This is a genomic window from Mycobacterium appelbergii (assembly GCF_032883035.1).
GTDB lineage: Bacteria > Actinomycetota > Actinomycetes > Mycobacteriales > Mycobacteriaceae > Mycobacterium > Mycobacterium appelbergii.
This window is the reverse complement of sequence record NZ_JAMQTH010000014.1, coordinates 52,991-72,727: the sequence shown is the minus strand read 5'-3', so window position 1 is coordinate 72,727 and position 19,737 is coordinate 52,991. Positions and strand designations below refer to the sequence as shown.

General features: G+C 64.8%; 20 protein-coding genes. 10 read left to right on the top strand and 10 right to left on the bottom strand.

The features are described from left to right. Positions 1-398 precede the first annotated feature (398 nt). Positions 399-1,640, bottom strand: coding sequence for a CotH kinase family protein (locus tag M1247_RS27735; RefSeq protein ID WP_317159620.1), 1,242 nt, complete (start codon positions 1,638-1,640; stop codon positions 399-401). 31 nt (positions 1,641-1,671) lie between these two features. Here M1247_RS27735 and M1247_RS27730 point away from each other — a divergent pair, with 31 nt between their 5' ends. Beyond that, positions 1,672-1,803 (top strand): hypothetical protein, encoded by a 132-nt coding sequence (locus M1247_RS27730; RefSeq protein ID WP_317159619.1) that lies wholly within the window; start codon positions 1,672-1,674, stop codon positions 1,801-1,803. Positions 1,804-1,879: 76 nt separating this feature from the next. On the opposite strand, the gene M1247_RS27725 is transcribed toward M1247_RS27730, so the two are convergent. From M1247_RS27725 to M1247_RS27710, 4 genes are all read right to left on the bottom strand, one after another. Further along, positions 1,880-2,557, bottom strand: a complete 678-nt coding sequence (locus tag M1247_RS27725) for a DUF4956 domain-containing protein (protein ID WP_317159618.1) — start codon at positions 2,555-2,557, stop codon at positions 1,880-1,882. A gap of 49 nt (positions 2,558-2,606) precedes the next feature. After that, on the bottom strand, positions 2,607-3,521 hold the full coding sequence (locus M1247_RS27720) for a polyphosphate polymerase domain-containing protein (RefSeq protein ID WP_317159617.1): 915 nt from the start codon (positions 3,519-3,521) through the stop codon (positions 2,607-2,609). Positions 3,522-3,841: 320 nt separating this feature from the next. After that, on the bottom strand, positions 3,842-4,465 hold the full coding sequence (locus M1247_RS27715) for an MspA family porin (protein ID WP_317159616.1): 624 nt from the start codon (positions 4,463-4,465) through the stop codon (positions 3,842-3,844). 679 nt (positions 4,466-5,144) lie between these two features. Continuing rightward, positions 5,145-5,819, bottom strand: a complete 675-nt coding sequence (locus tag M1247_RS27710) for a class I SAM-dependent methyltransferase (protein WP_317159774.1) — start codon at positions 5,817-5,819, stop codon at positions 5,145-5,147. Positions 5,820-5,976: 157 nt separating this feature from the next. Here M1247_RS27710 and kstR2 point away from each other — a divergent pair, with 157 nt between their 5' ends. From kstR2 to M1247_RS27670, 8 genes are all read left to right on the top strand, one after another. Continuing rightward, positions 5,977-6,591 carry a TetR family transcriptional regulator KstR2 gene (gene kstR2 / locus M1247_RS27705; protein ID WP_317159615.1) on the top strand — a complete coding sequence of 205 codons (615 nt, stop codon included), beginning with the start codon at positions 5,977-5,979 and terminating at the stop codon, positions 6,589-6,591. A 2-nt stretch (positions 6,592-6,593) separates the two neighbouring features. Beyond that, positions 6,594-7,751, top strand: coding sequence for a steroid 3-ketoacyl-CoA thiolase FadA6 (gene fadA6, locus M1247_RS27700; RefSeq protein WP_317159614.1), 1,158 nt, complete (start codon positions 6,594-6,596; stop codon positions 7,749-7,751). 47 nt (positions 7,752-7,798) lie between these two features. Next, positions 7,799-8,695 (top strand): LysR family transcriptional regulator, encoded by an 897-nt coding sequence (locus M1247_RS27695; RefSeq protein ID WP_317159613.1) that lies wholly within the window; start codon positions 7,799-7,801, stop codon positions 8,693-8,695. Between the two features lie 112 nt (positions 8,696-8,807). Further along, complete coding sequence (gene phnA, locus M1247_RS27690) at positions 8,808-10,139, top strand: phosphonoacetate hydrolase (protein WP_317159612.1); 1,332 nt, start codon at positions 8,808-8,810, stop codon at positions 10,137-10,139. Between the two features lie 26 nt (positions 10,140-10,165). After that, positions 10,166-11,476 carry an MFS transporter gene (locus M1247_RS27685; protein WP_317159611.1) on the top strand — a complete coding sequence of 437 codons (1,311 nt, stop codon included), beginning with the start codon at positions 10,166-10,168 and terminating at the stop codon, positions 11,474-11,476. Between the two features lie 18 nt (positions 11,477-11,494). After that, positions 11,495-12,559: a zinc-binding dehydrogenase gene (locus M1247_RS27680; RefSeq protein WP_317159610.1), complete on the top strand. Its 1,065-nt coding sequence runs from the start codon at positions 11,495-11,497 to the stop codon at positions 12,557-12,559. A gap of 11 nt (positions 12,560-12,570) precedes the next feature. Next, positions 12,571-14,019 carry an aldehyde dehydrogenase family protein gene (locus M1247_RS27675; protein WP_317159609.1) on the top strand — a complete coding sequence of 483 codons (1,449 nt, stop codon included), beginning with the start codon at positions 12,571-12,573 and terminating at the stop codon, positions 14,017-14,019. Positions 14,020-14,051: 32 nt separating this feature from the next. Further along, positions 14,052-14,750: a phosphonatase-like hydrolase gene (locus tag M1247_RS27670; protein WP_317159608.1), complete on the top strand. Its 699-nt coding sequence runs from the start codon at positions 14,052-14,054 to the stop codon at positions 14,748-14,750. Between the two features lies 1 nt (position 14,751). Here M1247_RS27670 and M1247_RS27665 read toward each other — a convergent pair whose 3' ends face one another. The 5 genes from M1247_RS27665 to echA20 are packed head-to-tail and all read right to left on the bottom strand — an operon-like array spanning position 14,752 to position 18,892. Continuing rightward, on the bottom strand, positions 14,752-15,423 hold the full coding sequence (locus M1247_RS27665) for a class I SAM-dependent methyltransferase (RefSeq protein ID WP_317159607.1): 672 nt from the start codon (positions 15,421-15,423) through the stop codon (positions 14,752-14,754). Positions 15,424-15,439: 16 nt separating this feature from the next. Beyond that, positions 15,440-16,510, bottom strand: a complete 1,071-nt coding sequence (ipdC, locus tag M1247_RS27660; RefSeq protein WP_317159606.1) for a (3aS,4S,5R,7aS)-5-hydroxy-7a-methyl-1-oxo-octahydro-1H-indene-4-carboxyl-CoA dehydrogenase — start codon at positions 16,508-16,510, stop codon at positions 15,440-15,442. Then, positions 16,510-17,256 (bottom strand): cholesterol ring-cleaving hydrolase subunit IpdB, encoded by a 747-nt coding sequence (gene ipdB / locus M1247_RS27655; protein WP_317159605.1) that lies wholly within the window; start codon positions 17,254-17,256, stop codon positions 16,510-16,512. The genes ipdC and ipdB overlap by 1 nt, the downstream gene beginning before the upstream one ends. Then, positions 17,253-18,140 (bottom strand): cholesterol ring-cleaving hydrolase subunit IpdA, encoded by an 888-nt coding sequence (gene ipdA / locus M1247_RS27650; RefSeq protein WP_317159604.1) that lies wholly within the window; start codon positions 18,138-18,140, stop codon positions 17,253-17,255. The genes ipdB and ipdA overlap by 4 nt, the downstream gene beginning before the upstream one ends. After that, positions 18,137-18,892 (bottom strand): (7aS)-7a-methyl-1,5-dioxo-2,3,5,6,7,7a-hexahydro-1H-indene-carboxyl-CoA hydrolase, encoded by a 756-nt coding sequence (gene echA20, locus M1247_RS27645; RefSeq protein WP_317159603.1) that lies wholly within the window; start codon positions 18,890-18,892, stop codon positions 18,137-18,139. Before echA20 ends, ipdA begins: the two co-directional genes overlap by 4 nt. Positions 18,893-18,963: 71 nt before the next feature. Between echA20 and M1247_RS27640 the strand changes: the two genes are divergently transcribed. Then, the gene (locus M1247_RS27640) at positions 18,964-19,734 is read left to right on the top strand and encodes an SDR family oxidoreductase (protein WP_317159602.1); all 771 of its coding nucleotides are present in this window, start codon (positions 18,964-18,966) and stop codon (positions 19,732-19,734) included. Positions 19,735-19,737 lie beyond the last annotated feature (3 nt).

The window sequence follows — 19,737 nt, the reverse complement described above, 5'->3', positions numbered from 1 at the left end:
CTCTATGGCCCAGCTATGAACTTCGGGATTCTGTTCGATGGCAACAGAAATCGGACGTGCGGCACGTGTGAGTCGGGGCACGTGCCGCACGTCCTATCTATTCAGTTGGCATCATCCTCGTGATCAACGGGGTGGCGGCGGGCATGGCGCATGGGGGCCACACGGGGGCGGGGGCGGCGGCGGAGCCGCATTGGCGACAGCCGGGCCGATGCCGACCGCGGCCAAGGCGATGCCACCGCAAACCGCGGCGGCCCCGGCCAAGCTGCGCCGATATGTCCTTCCATTGGACAACTTGAAACTCCTCTCGGTTGTATTCTGTGTTGCCGTAACGAATTTAGGCAGTATTTGTAGGCGCCGAGTGTCTATAGCGTATGTGGCAACTGTGAATTCATGCGAGATCATTCCCCACGTGCGTCGTCGAGTGCGGTGACCCGTTCGTCGATCCATTTGTGCATGGAATCGGCTGCGGTGGCGAGCTCTTGCTCGCTGAGCCCGTCGGTCTCCGGGATGGTTGCGAGGATCTCATCCAGGACGTTATGTGCCTTTCCATCCGCGTACATCTCGTCGTACAGTTCCCAGTACTCGCGGTTGTAGGCGTCCGCCCAGTTCTCTGATTCAAGGAACCGTGTCTTGAGCGGGTTGTCGTGTGCTGGGCCGGGCCCTGCGGCGCCCGGCGTGACCGTTTGCGTTCCCGCACGAATGTTCGCGCCGAGACCGCCAGGCGGTCCCATCTGTATCTTCTCTACGGGCCCTGCCGTGGCGTCGCCGTGCATGGCGAGGTTCAAATCCCAAGAGATGACAGAGAGCTTCTTGGTTTCGAGGTCGAACCACAGGTAGTAGTTCTGTCCTGGGCCGCCCATGTCGTCGCCGTTGACCAAGAGATTCTGGGTAGCTAGGTAGCGGGCGAGGGAGTCGGTATCGAACCAATCAGACAGGTGCGCATCGAACTCTTCCTGGTCGGCGCTGTCCAGCCATTCGAGGAAGTTGATGATCGGCTGGAGGTTGCCGTTGTCGGCGGAATTGATCTGTTTGAATTGGTCGGAGTAAGCGGATTGGTCGGTACCGACGAACTCCATACGTGAGTTCGCGTCCGCCTTGTACAGATAGCCGTCGGAGTCGAACAGGGTGTTGGCGTAGGTCTCGTCGGGGTGCTCGAGGAGTAGGCGTGTGGTCGTCCGTCCGTTGATGGTGTACCGCGCATAGGCATAGCGCTGGCTGGGCTGGCCGGTTTCGGCGGTGAGCGACAGCGCCAGCGACTCGTTCAACACCGGGGTTCCCGGCCGCACCGAGAGCTCGGTCAGTCCTTGGTAGCCACGTCCTTCGGCGTTTTCGTCGAAGCTGATCAATAGCGGCAATGACGTCGGATCATCGGCGGACGCGCTCATCGCGATCATGGCTTCATCGGGCACGAAGTCAGCACCGAATTCGGCGTCTTCCGGCAATCCGGGCGGCCGATTGCCGTCGCTTCGTAGCGTCATCAATGTGGAGTTTCCCTTCAGCCGCACGGCGACGTCGCTGACCGTGGTGTCGTCGACAGTCACGTCGGCTGTCACCCACTTCTTCTCGCCGTCTTTCTGATACGCCGACAGCATGTCGTGGTGCTCGGCAGGAGTGAGGTCAATGGTCAGGGTGTGCGCCACGGTGGGGTCGAACAGGTCGACGGTGCCAGTGATGTTGTCGGTGATCTCCGAAACCATCACCGCGGTGTCGCTGGTGATGTACGGACGTATCGTTGTCTGGCCGAAGGCCACCGTCAGGCTCACTGCAACCGCGACGAGCGATACGAGCAGCTTCCAGTGCTGACGCAGGCGCACCGGCAGGCGGTGGACGAAGCGTCGTTTTGGCGGTGGGCCGCCAACATCCCGATTCGGTTCGGGCATCAGATGTCGGTCTGGTCGTAGCCGGTCAGCACTGTCACTCGCTGTCCCGTATTGACTGCACCCAGCGCAGCGATCAATTCACCGGACTTGCGGCCCTTCTTCAACTGCGCCGTGTAGTAGAGCTCGTTGAGTGCTCCCGACCGAGCAGATTCCGTTGACACCAACTCGAATTCGGTACAGAACTCGATGAGTACGTCCTCCACGCGTGCGGCGTACTCGGGTCCCGGCGGTACTTGAACCTTGACCACCTGCCGCTGTACGTCCAGCTTGAACCAGTTGAAGCGATACATGATCAGCAGCACCAAGCAGATCACCACTGTGGCAGCGATCGCCAGGACATAGAACCGGGTGCCGGTGGTCATACCGACCGCCATCGCCAGAAAGATGAAGCCCACGTCTCGGGTTTCCTTGATGGCGTTGCGGAATCGGATCACAGAGAGCGCGCCGACGAGTGCGAATGCGCGGGCGATATTGGAGCCGACGACGAGCATGATCACCGAGATCACCATGCACACCATGACCAACGTCTGCACATAGGACTGGCTGTAGGAAACATTCTTATGGGTGTAGCGGTAGACCCATCCGATGATCGTTGCGAGTACGAACGACAAGGCCAGCGAGGCGATCACGTCGAACACGGTGAAAGTGCCGCTGAGGTCCTGCAGATTGATGGTCACATTCTAGCTTTCTGTGTCGACTGAAAGGAGCGGTATGCGATGTGCTGGATCAGCGGGTAGCAGTAGAGATCTCGCCGAAAAGGCCGGGATCCCCGGACGTTTTTTCAGGCTGATAGCCGATGATCTCCGGGGTGCCGAACCTGGACCGAGGTGCGAGCTCGAAGGCCTCCACTGATTGGCAGTACTTGGAGATGCGGACCACCGACATGTCGATCCGTGCGGCGAGATCGGTAACCCAGTAGGGCACTCGCTCGTTGGCCTTGATCTCCACGATCGCCAGTTTGGGTGGGATGATGTAGCGGTTCGGCGCGCTCGAGGCGAAGTGGAAGTCGCGGTCGCGCCCGTGCACCTTGTGATCGATGGTCACCCGCAGGCCGAGATCGGCGTCACGCCCCACGAACGCCTCACGCAGGTAGCCCGTCGTGACGATGGGACGCAGATCCAGGTTGCCGACAAGGGTGGTGACTTCGTCGACGAACGGGCGCTGAGCCGGAGCACACGGGATTTCTTGGCGGTTGTCCAGCCATCGGCGTGCGACGCCGTAGGGCAGCGCGATCCGTCGCTTCTGTGTGACCCGGTTGACCCGTTGCTTGATCTCAATCTGGGCCGACGTGTCGTCGGTACACGCAGCAGGCTCGCCGTAGATCCGCATGCGCAGTTTGCGCCTGAACCGTAGGCCCTCGATCTTCTCCCAGTAGAAGCGCAGATCAGGGGTGTCGTAGTACAGCGATGTCACCGGGTACCCACCGTGTGGTGAATATGGGTCAGAGCCCATGTGCTCGGCCAGTTCTGCCCGCAGTGTGGGGACCTTGAATTCATCCAGCAGGTATTTGATCTCATACCGATTGAAGGAATGCAGGCGGCTCGCCGTCTGCTGATAGCCGGTGGGCTGGGTGGGCACGTCCTCATGCCGGCGGTCGTGATGAACCGGCATGGTCTTCGCAAACCGTTTGAACACACCCATGAAGATTTTGGCCCTTTCACCGACGTTCGATTCCTGTTCATCCAGCTAAGCGTGGGGAGCTATGCGTTACGTGAGAGCCGGCTATTGGCCAGCTATTTGTTCACGAACCTGGATGGGCGGCGATTTGTCAGAACTGGATGGGTCCGCCGGAGTCAACGGTGGCCACTGGACCGTTGTGGGAGGCCAGATTTCGACCGAACCCGAGGTCTGGTGCGAACTGTAGTCATCGTCGTCATCGTCGTCGGCATATGCGACGCCGGCCGAACTCAAGGCGATCGATGCCATGGTCAGTAGCACGACGCCGAAACTCTTCGTGCGCATCAGAGTGGAAGCACGGCGCTGTAGAGGTTGATGCTGTCATCGGCGGTGTCGGTACCTATCTGGGCCGATGTGAAGAGACGGGCGGTCACTACGCCGCCGCACTCATCGACCGATACGTGGGCCGCCAAGACCGATATGGTTGCGGTCCGGCCCTTCAGCGACTTGGTACCGAGACCCACGGTCGTGATTCCCCCCGAGTGTAGTGTCGACCCGATGTCCGGCCCGAGCCCGATGACAGGGACATCGTCGAAGAGGTCGGTGTCGAAATCCACTCCGAGGTCCAGTCCCTCGCTTACGTCGACCTGACATCCGAGTTGTGCGCCGAGCACCAATTGTCCGGTCGTCACGGGCATGGCACCTTCGCCCTCTATGGTGAGAGTCACCCGCCCACTGAGGTATCCCTCTTTGGTGAGCGGTGCGACCGCCATATTGCGCACCGCGTCGACTCGAACTTCAGTGAGCGCAAGCGTCATCCGCCAGCCGTCCACCGTGTCGATCGTGCGGACAACGTCGGGGGCGGGAACCAGTTCGGCGTGCGAAATACCAGTCGCAACATTGAGCAGGGCGGCGCCAGTCGCTGCTGCGCTGAGGAACTTCGTGAGGATCAACGGGGATACCACCATAACTGTGTCTCGATTGCGCACCAAGGGAACCGGGATCATGGGCGCTGTCCGGACATCGTGCATTACGAAGATGTGACGCCGCTAGCTACAGCATGAGCATTTCCAGGCGTGGTCGACCGAGTGAGAATGTGATAGATGTCGTTGCACTACATGAGGATTCGACCAGCACGTGCAAGTTTACTGATCTGCCATGCAGGTGTCCGGCAGTCTCGAATTCATAGGATGCTGATAGTGGGACCATAGCTCGGCCATAGCCGACCTCGACACGATGTGTGTGCCGCCTAGCCGTGATCGCGGCGGTGGTTTGTGAAACATATTGAGAACGAGAGGATGTGGAAGAATGTCTACGACAAAACGCCGGGCGGCTGTCGGTTCAGTCCTGGTCGCGCTGTCGCTGGGTGCGGGAGCGACAATCGGGTCTGCCATCGCTGCAGCGGCACCGCCTCCGCCGTGTCCACCTGGTGCGCCTTGCGGCCCGGGCGGTCCGGGGCTACCACCGCCCGGCCCGGGCGGGCCGGGAATGTTCAACCCGGGTCCAGGACCCGGTATCGCACCACCGCCGGGGCGCGGGCCCTGCCTGCCGCTCGTGCCCTGCTGATCTAGTCGGAGTCAAGCCCGGTGCAGCATCTGCTGTGCCGGGCTTGCCGCAGTTGGTCCGCGCGGCGTGGCAGGGGCCACCTCACCGAGCGCCAGTTTTCAGCAAGCGGTACACGATGAAGGTCGGCACTCCGACGATTCCAGTGAGTGCATCGGGCCACCTCTCGAGCGACTCGGCGCTGGGCTGAGGTTCGGCAATCCGGTCGATGGCGAATCCGGCGTCGGCGAATGCCGCGATAGCGGCCGACAGGGGCCGGCGCCAGAAGTGTTGAGTGACCTCGACGCCGTTCTTGGTCCAGGTGTCGCTCACCAGTTCGGTGGCGAAGTACCCGTCATGCTGGCCGGGCAGTGGCGGGCCCAACGGATGATCTGAGGAGAGCACCACCCAGCCGCCCGGACGCAGCACCGAGGCGAAGGATCGAAGCGGAACGGTCCAGTCGCGCAGGTAATGCAGTGCAAGCGAGCACGTGATCCCGTCGAAGGTGCCGGCATCCAACGGCAGCGGCTCGGCCAGATCGGCCACGACGAATCGACCGCGCCCTGTGCAGCGGCGCGCGGCCTCCTCGATCATCTGTGGGCTCAGGTCGATACCGGTCACATCGGCGCCGGCGTCCAGCAGCCATTCGCATTGTGCGCCGGAACCGCAGCCGGCATCGAGGACCGCTGCTCCGTCCAGAATGGTGGGCACCAGCTGCCGGACCGCGGGCCGTTCCAGTCCTCCGTTGAAGGGGCCCTCGTCGGTCGCGGCGGACCACACCGGCGCCAATCGGTCATAGACCTCCCGGGTGTGGCGGGCGTGGGCAGTTGGATTGGCTGACAGCTCCGAGCACATGAGCACCATCATGACGCGGCCGCTCAGCTGGCCGCCGAGCCCGAGCTCGACCTAGCAAGCGCTTGGTTGCTATGCTGTGCTCATGGCGCCGGATACGCCCACCCAGCCGGCAAGCAGACGCGATGAGCTCCTTGACCTCGCCGCGACCATGTTTGCCGAACGCGGCCTGAAGGCGACGACAGTCCGCGATATCGCCGACTCTGCAGGCATCCTCTCGGGAAGCCTCTATCACCACTTCAAATCCAAAGAGCAAATGGTCGAAGAGGTGCTGCGGGACTTCCTGGACTGGCTCTTCACGCGCTATCAGCAGATCGTGGATAGTGAGGCCACTCCACTCGACCGCCTCAAGGGCCTGTTCCTGGCATCGTTCGAGGCCATCGAGCACCGGCACGCGCAGGTGGTGATCTACCAGGACGAGGCGAAGCGGTTGTCCTCACAACCGCAATTCGCGTTCGTCGACGCACGCAATAAAGAGCAACGCAAGATGTGGGTCGACATCCTGCATCAAGGTGTTGCAGACGGGTCGTTCCGGCCGGACATCGACGTCGACCTGGTGTACCGGTTCATCCGCGACACCACCTGGGTTTCGGTCCGCTGGTATCAGCCCGGCGGACCACTCTCGGCCGAAGAGGTCGGCAGGCAATACCTCGCGATTGTTCTCGGCGGGATCACCGCTCACAGGGTCAAAGGAGACTAGATATGGCTTCAACACCGCAGGCTTATGTCGTCGATGCCGTACGCACCCCCATCGGCAAGAAGAACGGATCGCTGGCCCAGGTCCACCCGATCGACCTCGGTGTCCACGCGTTCCGCAGCATCTTCAACCGGGTTGACGTGGATCCGGGCGCGGTCGACGACGTGATCGTCGGCTGCGTCGACGCGATCGGCGGGCAGGCAGGCAACATCGGCCGCAACGCATGGTTGGCGGCCGGGTACCCCGAAGAGGTTCCCGGTGTCACCGTCGACCGGCAGTGCGGCTCCAGTCAGCAGGCCATTTCGTTTGGCGCACAGGCGATCATGTCGGGCACCGCGGACATCATCCTGGCCGGCGGCATGCAGAACATGAGCTGGGTGCCGATCTCCTCGGCGATGATCGTCGGCCAGGAGCTCGGATTCAGCACTCCGACAGCGGAATCCGAGAACTGGCGGCACCGTTACGGTGACCAGGAGATCTCCCAGTTCCGCGGGTCGGAGCTGATCGCCGAACGCTGGGACATCTCCCGCGAGGAGATGGAGCAGTTCGCCTACAACAGTCATCAGCGCGCGTTCGCCGCGATCCGCGCCGGACACTTCGACAACGAGATCGTGCCGGTGGGGGACTTCGGTGTCGACGAGGGACCGCGTGAGTCGACGCTCGAGAAGCTGGCCACCCTCAAACCGCTGGTCGAAGGCGGTCGGCTGACTGCCGCACTGGCCAGCCAGATCTCGGACGGCGCCAGCGCGGTGCTGCTGGCCTCGGAACAAGCTGTCAAGGCGCACAACCTGACCCCGCGCGCCCGCATCCACCACATCAGCGCTCGCGGGGCGGACCCGGTGCTGATGCTGACCGGTCCGATTCCGGCCACCCAGTACGCGCTGGAGAAGACCGGACTGTCGATCGATGACATCGACACCGTCGAGATCAACGAGGCCTTCGCTCCCGTCGTGATGGCCTGGATGAAGGACCTCAAGGCCGACCCGGCCAAGGTCAACCCCAGCGGCGGCGCGATCGCGCTGGGTCACCCGCTCGGCGCCACCGGGGCAAAGCTGTTCGCCACCATGCTCAACACGCTGGAGCGCACCGGCGGCCGTTACGGCCTGCAGACGATGTGTGAAGGCGGCGGCACCGCCAACGTCACGATCATCGAGCGTCTCTAGGACGCCGACGCGGTCAGGGCGTCGCGGTAGGCCACTAATGTGGCGGCATGGTGGTGAGCCTGACGCAGCTGGAGGTACTGGTCGCCGTCGTCGAGTCTGGCGGGTTCTCGGGCGCCGCCAAGAAACTCTTCATGAGCCAGCCATCGGTCTCCAACCACATCCGCAACCTGGAAAGTTCGCTCGGCGTACACCTCGTGCAACGAAGCACGCAGGGTGCGCGGACAACCCCGGCGGGTGATGTGGTGGTCGACCACGCACGCAAGGTGTTCGAGCTGCTGACCAGCCTGGAACGCCAGGTGGCGGGTCTTCAGGGACTCGAGTCCGGGCGCCTGGTGCTGGCCGGCACCACCACACTGGGCACGTATCTGCTGCCCCGGTTGGTGTCCGAGTTCACCGAGGCCGCGCCGAAGGTCGAATGCCAGATCCGGGTGGGCAACGAGGACACGGTCGAGAACTGGTTGCTGCGCGGTGAAGTCGCCCTCGGTTTGTGCGCGGACACGCCGCGTGAGGAGCAGCTGCTGGCCCAACCGCTGTTCGAAGAGGAGATGGTGTTGGTGGCGGCCGCCGGAACACCGTTGGCCGGCCAGGCGCTACGGCCGAAAGACCTTGCCGACCAACGGTTCCTCATGCGCGAGATGGGCTCGGCGACCCGGCGCCAGCAGGAGAGCGCGCTACGGCTGTGGGAACTCGACTCGGCCGAGCAGTGGGATCTGTGGGGTCCGGACACCCTCAAGGAAGCCGTGCACGCAGGCCTCGGACTGGCGTTGTTGTCGGACCATTCAACAGCCCGCGAGCGGGTCTCCGGATTGCTCGTGGCCCTCTCGGTCGAACCGCCACCACCCAGTCGGACGGTCTACCTGGTGCGCCGGGCCGACCGGGTGCTGACCCCTCCGGAGCAGGCGTTCGTGGCGCTTGTCGACGGTATTTCTGCCTGGCCCGCCTGACACGTCCCGCGGCTATGGCTTCCATAGCCAAATCGGGGGTTCTGTGTGGCGCCGATCACGTGCACTGTTACGGGCGATCTCATCCTTGTGAGTACGCAACAGGAGCGCGCCAGTGGATTCCCACTCATTCAGTGTCAATGACCGGACGTACCGCACGTCGGGTGTGCCGGTCGTCGTGATCTGCATCGACGGCAGCGAGCCCGCCTATCACGTGGAGGCCGTGAACGCAGGCCAGATGCCGTGGCTGAGCCGGGTACTCGACGGTGCAGGTAGCTCCTGGCAGGCGCACTGTGCGCTGCCGGCGCTGACAAACCCCAACAACCTGTCCATCGCGACCGGACACCCGCCCGACGTGCACGGCATCAGCGGCAACTACATCTTCGACACCACCACCGGTGAAGAAGTGCTGATGAACGACAAGCGATTCCTGCGCGCACCGACCCTCTTCGCCGCCGCCAATGAAGCCGGCCTCGACGTCGTCGTGGTCACCGCCAAGGACAAGCTGCGTCGGTTACTCGGTGCCGGGCTGGTCGAAGACGGCCCCGGCCCGGGCGGCGGCTTCGTCGCCCCCAGCCGCACGGGTATCTGCTTCTCGGCGGAACGGGCGGATCAGGCCACGATGGCGGACAACGGCATCGACAACGTCCTCGAACTCGCAGGCAGGGATCTGCCCGACGTCTACTCGGCCGACCTCTCCGAATTCGTACTGGCGGCAGGCGTGGCGATCGCCAAGTCCCGCAACGTCGACCTGATGTACCTGTCGTTGACCGATTACATCCAGCACAAGCACGCCCCGGGCACCGAGACCGCCAATGCGTTCTACGAGATGATCGACTCTTACGCCGCGCAACTCGACGAGCTGGGCGCGATCGTGGTGCTCACCGCCGATCACGGCATGAGCGCGAAGACCGATCAGGCCGGCGCCCCCAAGGTGGTCTACGTCGAAGACGCCTGCAAAAACGCAGGCGTCGAAGGGGTTCGGGTCATCCTGCCGATCACCGACCCCTACACCGTCCACCACGGTGCCCTCGGCTCATTCGCCAGTATCCATCTGCCGCCCGGCGCCGACCGCGAGTCGCTGATGACGCGGTTGCGCAGCATCGACGGCGTCCAAGCAGTCCACGATCGAGATGAAGCCGCGCGCCTCTACCGCCTGCCGCCCGACCGCATCGGGGACATCGTGCTACTCGCCGACGCCGGTACCGCACTGGGCCGGTATGCCGAATGGCACGACCTCAGCGGACTCGATGCGCCGCTCCGCTCGCACGGCGCGCTCGGGGAACTGCAGATCCCGTTCGTGATCAACCGCTGCCTGCCGTGCCCCGAAATGCTCGACGAGCCCTACGGCCAACCGGCATATGTCCACAACTACGACGCGTTCTGGGTGGCCACCACCCTCGTTGCCCAGCACCAGGACCAGCCCCAAGCCGCGCCAGCGGTATAGCCCGACCAGATTGGTGGAAAGAGACGATGTCCAACACGTTTGAAAAGCCAAAGGGCGCTCTGGACCCCGTGGCGGTCTCGGAAGCGCAGTTCTCGCGGCTGAAGTGGCGCATGCTGCTGGCGGCGATGTTCTGTTACCTGTTCTTCTACACCGGGCGGCAGACGTTCGGTTTCGCCATCCCCGGCATCGAGGAAGACCTCGGGCTGAGCAAGACCACGCTCGGCGCCATCAGCGGCGCGATGCTGTGGTGCTATGCCGCGGGCCAGATGATCAACGGCAACCTGGCCGACAAGTTCGGGGGCCGCCGCCTGATGGCGCTGGGTGCGGTTCTGTCCACGATCATGAACTGGTGCACCAGCTTCTCGGTCGGCACCAAGTCACTGGCATTCTTCTGGGGAGCCAACGGATTCACCCAGGCCATGGGCTGGCCATCCGGGGGACGGGTCATCTCCAACTGGTGGGGACCCCACGAGCGGGGTAAGAGCTTCGGCTTCTACACCTTCGCGGCCGGTATGGCATCGGTGTTGGCCTTCATCACCTCCACCATCGTGGTCGACACTCTGAACCTGGACTGGCAGTGGATCTTCCGCGTTCCCGTGCTGCTCATGCTCATCGGTGGCGTCACCTTCTATCTGGTGGCACGCGAGAATCCTAAAGAGGCCCGGGTCATCCCGCCGGCGTCGTATACCCGCGACGAGGAGCACGTGGAACAGTCGGTCGCCGAAGCCGATCCAGGCCGCTCGCTCGACCGCTACAAGGCAGTCCTGCGTAACCCGAAGATCTGGTCCACCGGTATCGCGATCGGGTTCCAGAACGCCGCCCGCTACGGGCTGCTCATCTGGGTGCCGGTGTACTTCCTGGGCAAGGACTGGGAAGAAAACGACGGCGGCGGCATCAGCCCGCTGTGGATCTCGGTGGCGCTGCCGATTGGTATGGCCGTCGGCGCGCTCATCAACGGGCAGCTGTCCGACCGCATCTTCGGATCCCGACGGGACCGGCCGATCATCCTGTTCATGGCGCTCGGCGCAGTCTTTGCGATGACGATGTATCTCGCTCACCTGGGCACGGCCGCGGGCATCGTGGTGTTGTTCCTCACCGGCTTCTTCGTCTACGGCCCGCAGTCCTCCTTCTGGGCGCTGTGCCCGGACATCGCCGGAAAGCAGATGGCCGGAACGGCAACCGGTGTGGTGAACTTCTTCTCGTACCTGTTCGCCGGGGCCGCCGAGCCGATTGTCGGACACATCATGGACGACACCGGCAACACCTCACTGATCTTCCCGATCGTCGCGTGCTCATGTGTGGCCAGCGCACTGGTCGCCCTCACCATCCGCCGCTGATCTCGAACTGGAGTAACCATGGAAACCACCCTGAACGCAGCGGTATGGTCGGGCGTCGATGAGGGATTCTCCCTGCAATCGCAGCCGCCGCCCGACCTGCGGGCCGGCGAAGTGCTGGTCAGCGTCGAGTTGGCCACCATCTGCGGTAGCGACCTGCACACCATCAACGGGGATCGACCCACACCGCTGCCCACGGTCCTCGGACACGAAACCGTCGGAACCGTCGTCGCCACCGGCGGGTCTGTCCGGGCCCACGACGGCGAGTTGCTCGCGCCCGGTGACCGGATCACCTGGACCATCGGCACATCGTGCGGCGAATGCCGGCGTTGCCGCCGCGGGATCCCGCAGAAATGCCTGTCGGTGCGCAAATACGGCCACGAGGCGATCGATGACCACTGGCGACTCAACGGCGGTCTGGCCACCCACTGCCACCTGGTGGCCGGAACCGGCCTGGTCCGGGTGCCCGACGAACTGCCTGCGGCGCTGGCCGCGCCGGCCAATTGCGCCACCGCGACCGTGGTCTGCGCGGCTCGGCGCGTCGGCCTGGCCGCCGATGATGTCGTGATCGTGCTGGGTTGCGGCATGCTCGGCCTGACCGCGCTCGCCTATGCGCGTGACCGCGGTGTCGAGAACGTCATTGCCTGCGATGTCGACGCGGGCCGCCGCGAGGCGGCTGGCCGGTTCGGTGCGACCGTCGCCGTCGCGCCCGACGATTTGAGCAGTGCGGCAAAGGAATACGGCGCCGACGTCATCTTCGAACTGTCGGGCAGTAGCCGGGCCGTGCAAAGCGCGCTTGAGGTCGTGGATCTGGGCGGCCGGATCGCGCTGGTGGGCTCCGTGTCGCCGGCACCGGAGATCAACTTCGAGCCGAGCGCCTACGTCAAGAATCTGACCACCATGGTGGGCAGCCACAACTACCGGTTGGACGACCTCGCCGAAGCCGTCGACTTCCTGGCACGCACCGGCGCGCAAAAGCTGTTCGCCGATCTGGTTTCCGAGCCGTTTCCCTTGGCCGACATCGACAATGCGGTTACCGCGGCCCGCAATGGAGCCGCGCCGCGCGTCGCCGTCCGGATGGATTGAAGGAGCCGCTGATGACCCAGCCCGAGCATCTTCTCAACTACATCAACGGGTCCTGGCAAGCCAGTGTCGGTGGGCAGGTGCGGGCCAACCTCAATCCGGCGAACACCGATGACGTCATCGGCGCATTCACCGAGTCGGTCACCGTCGACGTCACCGCCGCGGTCGACGCGGCCACGGCCGCACAATCCGCCTGGGACGCCATCGGTCCGGTCGCGCGAGCAGCGGTGCTCACCGAGGCGCGACGGCTCATCGGCGAGCGCGTCGACGAGTTCGCCGCGGCGATCACCCGCGAGCAGGGTAAACGGTTGTCGGAGTCCATCGGTGAGACGAACCGGGCGCTGGCGATCCTGGACTTCACCATTGGTGAAGCACGGCGCATGAACGGTGTCACCACACCCGCCGAGGACCCGCGCACCATCGCCATGACCTTCCATCGTCCCCTCGGGGTGGTCGGCCTGATCACCCCGTGGAACTTCCCGTTGGCCGTCCCGATGTGGAAAGTCGCACCCGCCCTGCTGGCCGGTTGTGCCGCCGTGCTCAAACCCTCACCGCTCACGCCGCTCACCTCGGCCCTGCTGGTGCAGGCTTTCGCCGACGCCGGGGTGCCGGCCGGAGTGCTCAACCTGGTTCAGGGCGACCGCGAGGCCGGGGCTGCGTTGGTCGATGATCCCCGCGTCGCAGGTATCTCCTTCACGGGTTCACTGTCGGTCGGCACCGAGATCAACCGGGCAGGTTCGGGACGGCTGATGCGCACCCAGCTGGAACTCGGTGGCAAGAACGCACTGATCGTGCTGGCCGACGCCGATCTCGACGACGCCGTCGAGGCAATCCTGCACGGCGCGTTCAGCCAGAGCGGGCAGCGCTGCAGCGCCACCAGCCGGGTCATCGTCGACCGCAACGTGGAACAGGCGCTGCTGTCGCGACTGCTACCGCGGGTTCAGCAGATGCAGATCGGGCGCGGTGATGCGCACTGGGCCGACATCGGTCCGGTGGTCAACGAGCAGCGGCAGCAGGCCTGCCTGGACGCGGTCGCGCGGGCGGTCAACGACGGTGCCGACATTGCCTGCGGTGGAAAGGCCGCCGTACTCGATACGCCGGGGTACTTCGTCGAACCGACGGTGCTGATCAACGTGGCATGGGACAGCGAGGTGGCCCAGGAAGAGGTGTTCGGGCCGGTGTTGTCCGTGATCACCTGTGACGGCTACGACGAGGCGATGCGAATTGCGAACTCGGTCCGCTACGGGATGTCCGGGACGATCTTCACGCAGAGCCCAACCCTGATCTTTCAGGCACTCAATGATTTTCAGGCGGGGATGCTGCACGTCAACCGTGCCGGCGTCGGCTCCTATGCGCACCTGCCACACATGGGGGCGAAGGCATCCCAACTCGGCGCGCCGGAATGCTCGCCGGACGTCTGGAACTTCTACACCGACCTCCGGTCGGCCTGCATCAAGTACTGACAGACATCAACCAAGATGAAAGGCGTAACCCAATGAGCACCAACACAAACGATCAGATCAGCCTGGTTGTGTTCGATATGGCGGGCACCACGGTCGAGGACAGCGGGCTGGTCCAGCAGTCGTTCCTCGCCGCCGACCGCCACGCGGGCCTGTCCAAGACCGACGCCGACCGCGAGGAGATGCTGCGCTACGTCTCCGACACCATGGGCCAGTCGAAGATCGTGGTCTTCCGTCACCTCGCCCGCGGTAACGAGCAGCAGGCGCAGGATGCCAACAAGGAGTTCGAACGCTGCTACGCGCAACTGGTGGCCGACGGCAACTGCAGTCCGATCCCTGGCGCTGAAGAGCTCATTCGCGATCTGCGGTCCCGCGGCATCAAGACCGCGTTGACCACCGGCTTCGCCACCGAAACACAGTCGGCGATCATCGACGCCCTCGGCTGGCGCGACCTGGCCGACATCGTGCTGTGCCCAGGGCCGGGCGTGCGGGGCCGGCCGTACCCGGATATGCCGCTGACCGCGCTGATGCGCACCGAAACCGATTCTGTGCGTTCGATGATCGTCGTCGGCGACACGTCCTCCGACGTCACCAGCGGCGTGCGGGCCGGTGCGCGCGCTGTGGTAGGCGTGCTCACCGGCGCCCACGATACGGCGCAGTTGTCCGCGGCCGGTGCCACCCACATCCTGGACAGCGTTGCCGAACTGTCCGGTTTGGTGGAAACACTGGCCTGATTTAGGTCGGCTTGGTCCAGGCGATGGTGTGCCGGAACGCCAGCCGGCGCCGCATCCGTGCATCCGGCATGATCCGGTCGACCACGGTCCGCAACTCGTCGAAACTGAGTTCCGGATCGCGGACCGGAAACGGTGGTGGCTGCGGCCCGCCCCGCACCGGACGCGGATGTTTGACCATCCCGATGATCGGATTGGTCACCGCCGAGGCCAGGTCCCACGCGATATCGCGGACCGACTTCGGCGGGGCCAGGCCGACGCCGAGGAACCGGCCGCCGGGGGCCAGCAGGCGGGCGACCTCGGACAGGGCTGATTCCGCGTCGAGATGGTGCAGCACCGCAATCATCGTGATGAGATCGACGGCGCCGCTCAGCTCGTCGAGCTGGGCGCCGTCGATCGTCACATTGGTCAGATCAGCGCAGCGCCGGGCGGCCTCGGTGCGCATGCCCGGGTCGGCATCGGTGCCGTGGACCTCGCTGAAGTGGCCCGCCAGCAGCGCAACCAGAGCACCCTGCCCACAACCGATGTCGATCGCGCGCCCGCGACGCGCGGGCAGATTGCGCAGGATCCAGCGGTGGAAATGGTCGTTGTGGCTCCACGGGTGCCGGCTGTTCACCATGTGCAGCCACTCGGCGGCGCGCCGGATCACGGGATGCTGGGTATGGCGGACGTCCATACCGCCACTGTGCCAGTCAGTCGATGAACGAGCCGGCGGCCTGCAGGTGTTCGATCGCCTGGGTCACGATCGCAGGGACCAGCTCGGCGCAGGACGGCAGATCATCGATGATCCCGGCAACCTGCCCCGAAGCGAGCACGCCCGCATCGGTATTGCCTTCCACCAGACCGGCCTTGAGCAGCATCGGCGTGTTGGCGGCCATCACCACCTGCGACCAGGTCAGCTCTTTGCCGCGACGCATGGCCAACCCGTCACGCACCAGCGACGGCCAGGTCATACCGGACATCTTCTTGAACTTCTGCGCGTTGAGCACTGCGGCGGTGAGGCTGCGCACCCCCGACCCGCTCTCCAGTTTCTCCACCAGACCGGTGCGCAGCACCCGGTGCGGCATCCCGTCGACGCGCCTGGACACCACCGTGCCGTCCAGGGCTGCCTGCAGATACTGCTGCTTGACGGCGTCGGGGACTGTGGAGTCGGCGGTCAGCAGGAATCGGGTACCCATCGCCACCCCGGCGGCGCCGTAGGACAGCGCGGCGGCCAGGCCGCGGCCATCGAAGAACCCGCCGGCCGCGATCACCGGGATGTCGTTGCCTTTCAACGCATCCAGCACCGAAGGCAGCAGCAGCGTGGTGGCCACGGGGCCGGTGTGCCCGCCGCCTTCGCCGCCCTGCACGATCACCGCGTCGGCGCCCCAGCCCGCCACCTTCTTGGCATGTTTGGCAGCCCCGACCGACGGAATGACCACCACGCCTGCATCTTTGAGTCGGGCGATCAGATCGGCCTTGGGGGCCAGCGCGAACGACGCCACCTTGACACCCTCACGGATCAGCAGGTCGACGCGCTCACCGGCATCGCCTGCGTCGGCGCGCATGTTGATGCCGAACGGCTTGTCGGTGGCGGCCTTGACCTTGGTGACGGCGGTCTGCAGCTCGTCGAGCGTCATCGTCGCCGAGGCCAGGATGCCCAGCCCGCCTGCGTTGGACGTCGCGGCGACCAAACGCGCGCCGGCGACCCAACCCATCCCGGTCTGCACGACGGGATGCTCGATCCCGATCAGCTCGGTCAGCGGGGTATGCAGCCGGCTCATCAGCGGACTTCCCTGTCACGCAGTGACTTCGGATCGATCACCTCGCGGATGAGTCGCTGTTCGTCCTCGGTAGGCAGGCGCGTGATGTCAGCGGACTCCAATCCGTGCACCTCGAAGCCGGTGTTCTCGACCACCTGTGCGGGTTCGACACCGGGATGCAGCGAGACCGCCCGCATCTGGTGGTCGGGCCCGTTGAAGTCGAACACGCCCAGATTGCTGACCACCCGGTAGACGTTCAGGAAACGGTAGGCCGGATTGTCGCTGTCCACCTTGTCCCAGCCGACGCCGGAGACGATGTCGACCGACTCGCCGAACACCCGCGTGCTGTGGTTGCCGACCCAGTAGCTGGTGGCGTGGTTGATGGTGTTGCCCGGTGCACCGCGAACCCCGAACATCTGGCGTTTGGGGTGCTGGATCGGGCCGAAGGCAGACAGGTTCTGGTTGCCGTACCGGTCAATCTGGTTGGCGCCCATGACCACATGGCGTCGGCCCCAGGCCAGAGTTTCGAAGACGCGCCCGAACGGCATCCATCCCTCGATCGCGCCCGTCGCACCCATCGCGGGCGTGTCCGCCAGCAGTCGGGCCTCGCCGTCGGTCAGCAGAATGTCGGGGGAGAAGGTCAGCCGGGCCAACCGGGCGCCGATCGCCACCATGTTCGCCATGGGGCTGACCATGATCTCACCCGCGTCACGGAACAGTTCGGCGCAGGCAACGGCGCACACCTCGGCGCGGGTCGCGGCAATCATTTGGTTTCCTCCTGTGCCGTCTTGAACGCACGGACCGCGGCCTGGTAGTCGGCCTCACTTCCGGACAGATAGGTCTTGACGAATTCTGTCCAGGTTTCTTCGGATCCCGCGGCTTCGGCGTAGTGGCGCTGGAACTTCTCGTCGCGCCGGTAATCGGGTTCGGCGGTGGTGAAGTGGGCGCCGTTCGGCGCCTCGACCACCGTATCGACCATCATCCGGTTCACCAGCAGCGCCTGTGCCGGAACGGCTTTCACCAGTTCGTCGGTGGTGACCACGCGCTCCACACTCAGGAATCGGCGATCGGCGGCCATCAGGTACAGGTCGTCGAAGTAGGGATCGATTCCGGTGTAGGCCGCATTGCCCTGGGTATCACCGAGATTCAGATGAACAAACGCGGCATCCAGGTTCAGCGCCGGCATGGCGATGAGTTCTTCATGGGCCCCATCGGTTTCATAGGGCGAGGTGACCGTTTTGAGTTCATCGCCCCAGAAGGCCCGCACATCGCTGCCCAGGCCGGCGCGGATCGGCAGGAAAGGCAGACGCTGCGCGGCCGCCTGCAGGCCGCAGCGCAGCATGCCCTCGTCCATCTCGCGGGCCTCGATCGCACCGCTGGTGCGGGCCTTGGCGAACCACGGGTCGTAGAACGGTGGGGAGTCCAGCGAGACGAAGCCGTAGTAGACGCGCTTGACCTTGCCCGCCGAGCACAGCAGGCCGAGATCCGGTCCGCCGTAGGTGACGACGGTCAGATCGGTGACATCGGTGCGCAGCAGGGCCCGCACGAACGCCATGGGCTTGCGGCGCGAACCCCAGCCACCGATGCCGATGGTCATGCCGCTCTTGATCGACGAGACGGCCTCGTCGAGTGTTGTTCTCTTGTCGGTCATTTCGATCCCTTGTCAGTTCCCGCGAAGGTATCGCGGTGTTCATCGGAGACGCCCGCCAGGTTCAGTTCGAACGTGAAGCCCTGCTCCATGCGGTACCTGGCGTTGACCGGCTGAACGTCGATCAGGTTCAGCGCTTCCTTGGCGGCCCGGATCACGCGGGTGTCCTTGGCGGCGATGTCGCGCGCCACGCGCAGCGCGGACTCGTCGAGCTCGGCGCGGGGCACCACCTCGTGCACCGAGCCGAAGTGGTGCAGGGTTTCGGCGTCGACGGTCGCGGCGGTGAAGAACAGCCGGCGCATCATGTGCTGTGGGACGAGTCGTGAGAGGTGGGTGGCCGCACCGAGTGCGCCGCGTTCCACTTCCGGCAGACCGAATTTGGCGTCGTCAGAGGCGACGATGACGTCGGCGTTGCCGACCAGGCCGATACCGCCGCCGACGCAGAAGCCGTTCACCGCGGCGATCACGGGGACTTCACATTCATAGACGGCACGGAAGGCGTGGAAGCACCCGCGGTTCGCGTCGATGAGTGCAGTGAAGCCCTCGGTGTTCTGCATTTCCTTGATGTCGACGCCCGCGTTGAAGCCGCGGCCTTCGGCGCGAAGGATCACCACGTGGGTGCTGCGGTCGCGACCCGCGGCCGTGATCGCGTCGCCGAGTTCGAACCAGCCGCGTGACGGGATGGCGTTGACGGGCGGGTAGTCGACGGTGACCGAGACGATGCCCGGTTCGACGGTCTTTGTGCTGATGGTCATGAGATCTCCCAGCGGACTTTCGAGGTGGGGGGCGGCTACCTAAGCAAGCACTTGCTTGGTACGCTAGCACAGTGAGTGACGGGTCTGGAATCAATCTGCAGCTGGCAGGCCGGGTGGTTCTCGTGACCGGCGGCGTACGAGGGGTCGGCGCCGGCATCAGCTCGGTTTTCGCAGCTCAAGGGGCCACCGTGGTGACCTGTGCGCGTCGCCCGGTGGAGAACCTGCCGTATGAATTCCACGCCTGCGATGTCCGTGACGACGACTCGGTCAAAGCGATGATCGAGGCGATCGTCGCCGAGCACGGCCGCCTCGACGTCGTGGTGAACAATGCCGGCGGCTCGCCTTATGTCCTCGCCGCAGACGCGTCGGCCAAGTTCAGCACCAAGATCATCGAGCTCAATCTGCTCGGGCCGCTGTCGGTGGCACAGCACGCCAATGCCGTGATGCAGACGCAGGACACGGGCGGCTCGATCGTCAACGTCTCCAGCGTCAGCGGCAGGCGGCCCACGCCGGGCACCGCGGCCTACGGCGCCGCCAAGGCAGGCGTCGACAGCCTCACCACCACCCTGGCGGTGGAGTGGGCGCCCAAGGTCCGGGTCAACTCGGTGGTCGTGGGCATGGTGGAGACCGAACAGTCCGAGTTGTTCTACGGCGACGCCGAATCGGTGGCTGCCGTGGCCGCGACCGTGCCGTTACGTCGGCTCGCCAAGCCGGCCGACATCGGTTGGTCCGCAGCATTTCTCGCTTCGGAGGCCGCGTCCTACATCAGCGGGGCGACTCTCGAAGTGCATGGTGGCGGCGAGCCGCCGCAGTACCTGGCAGCTTCAAGCGCGAACAAATAAGGA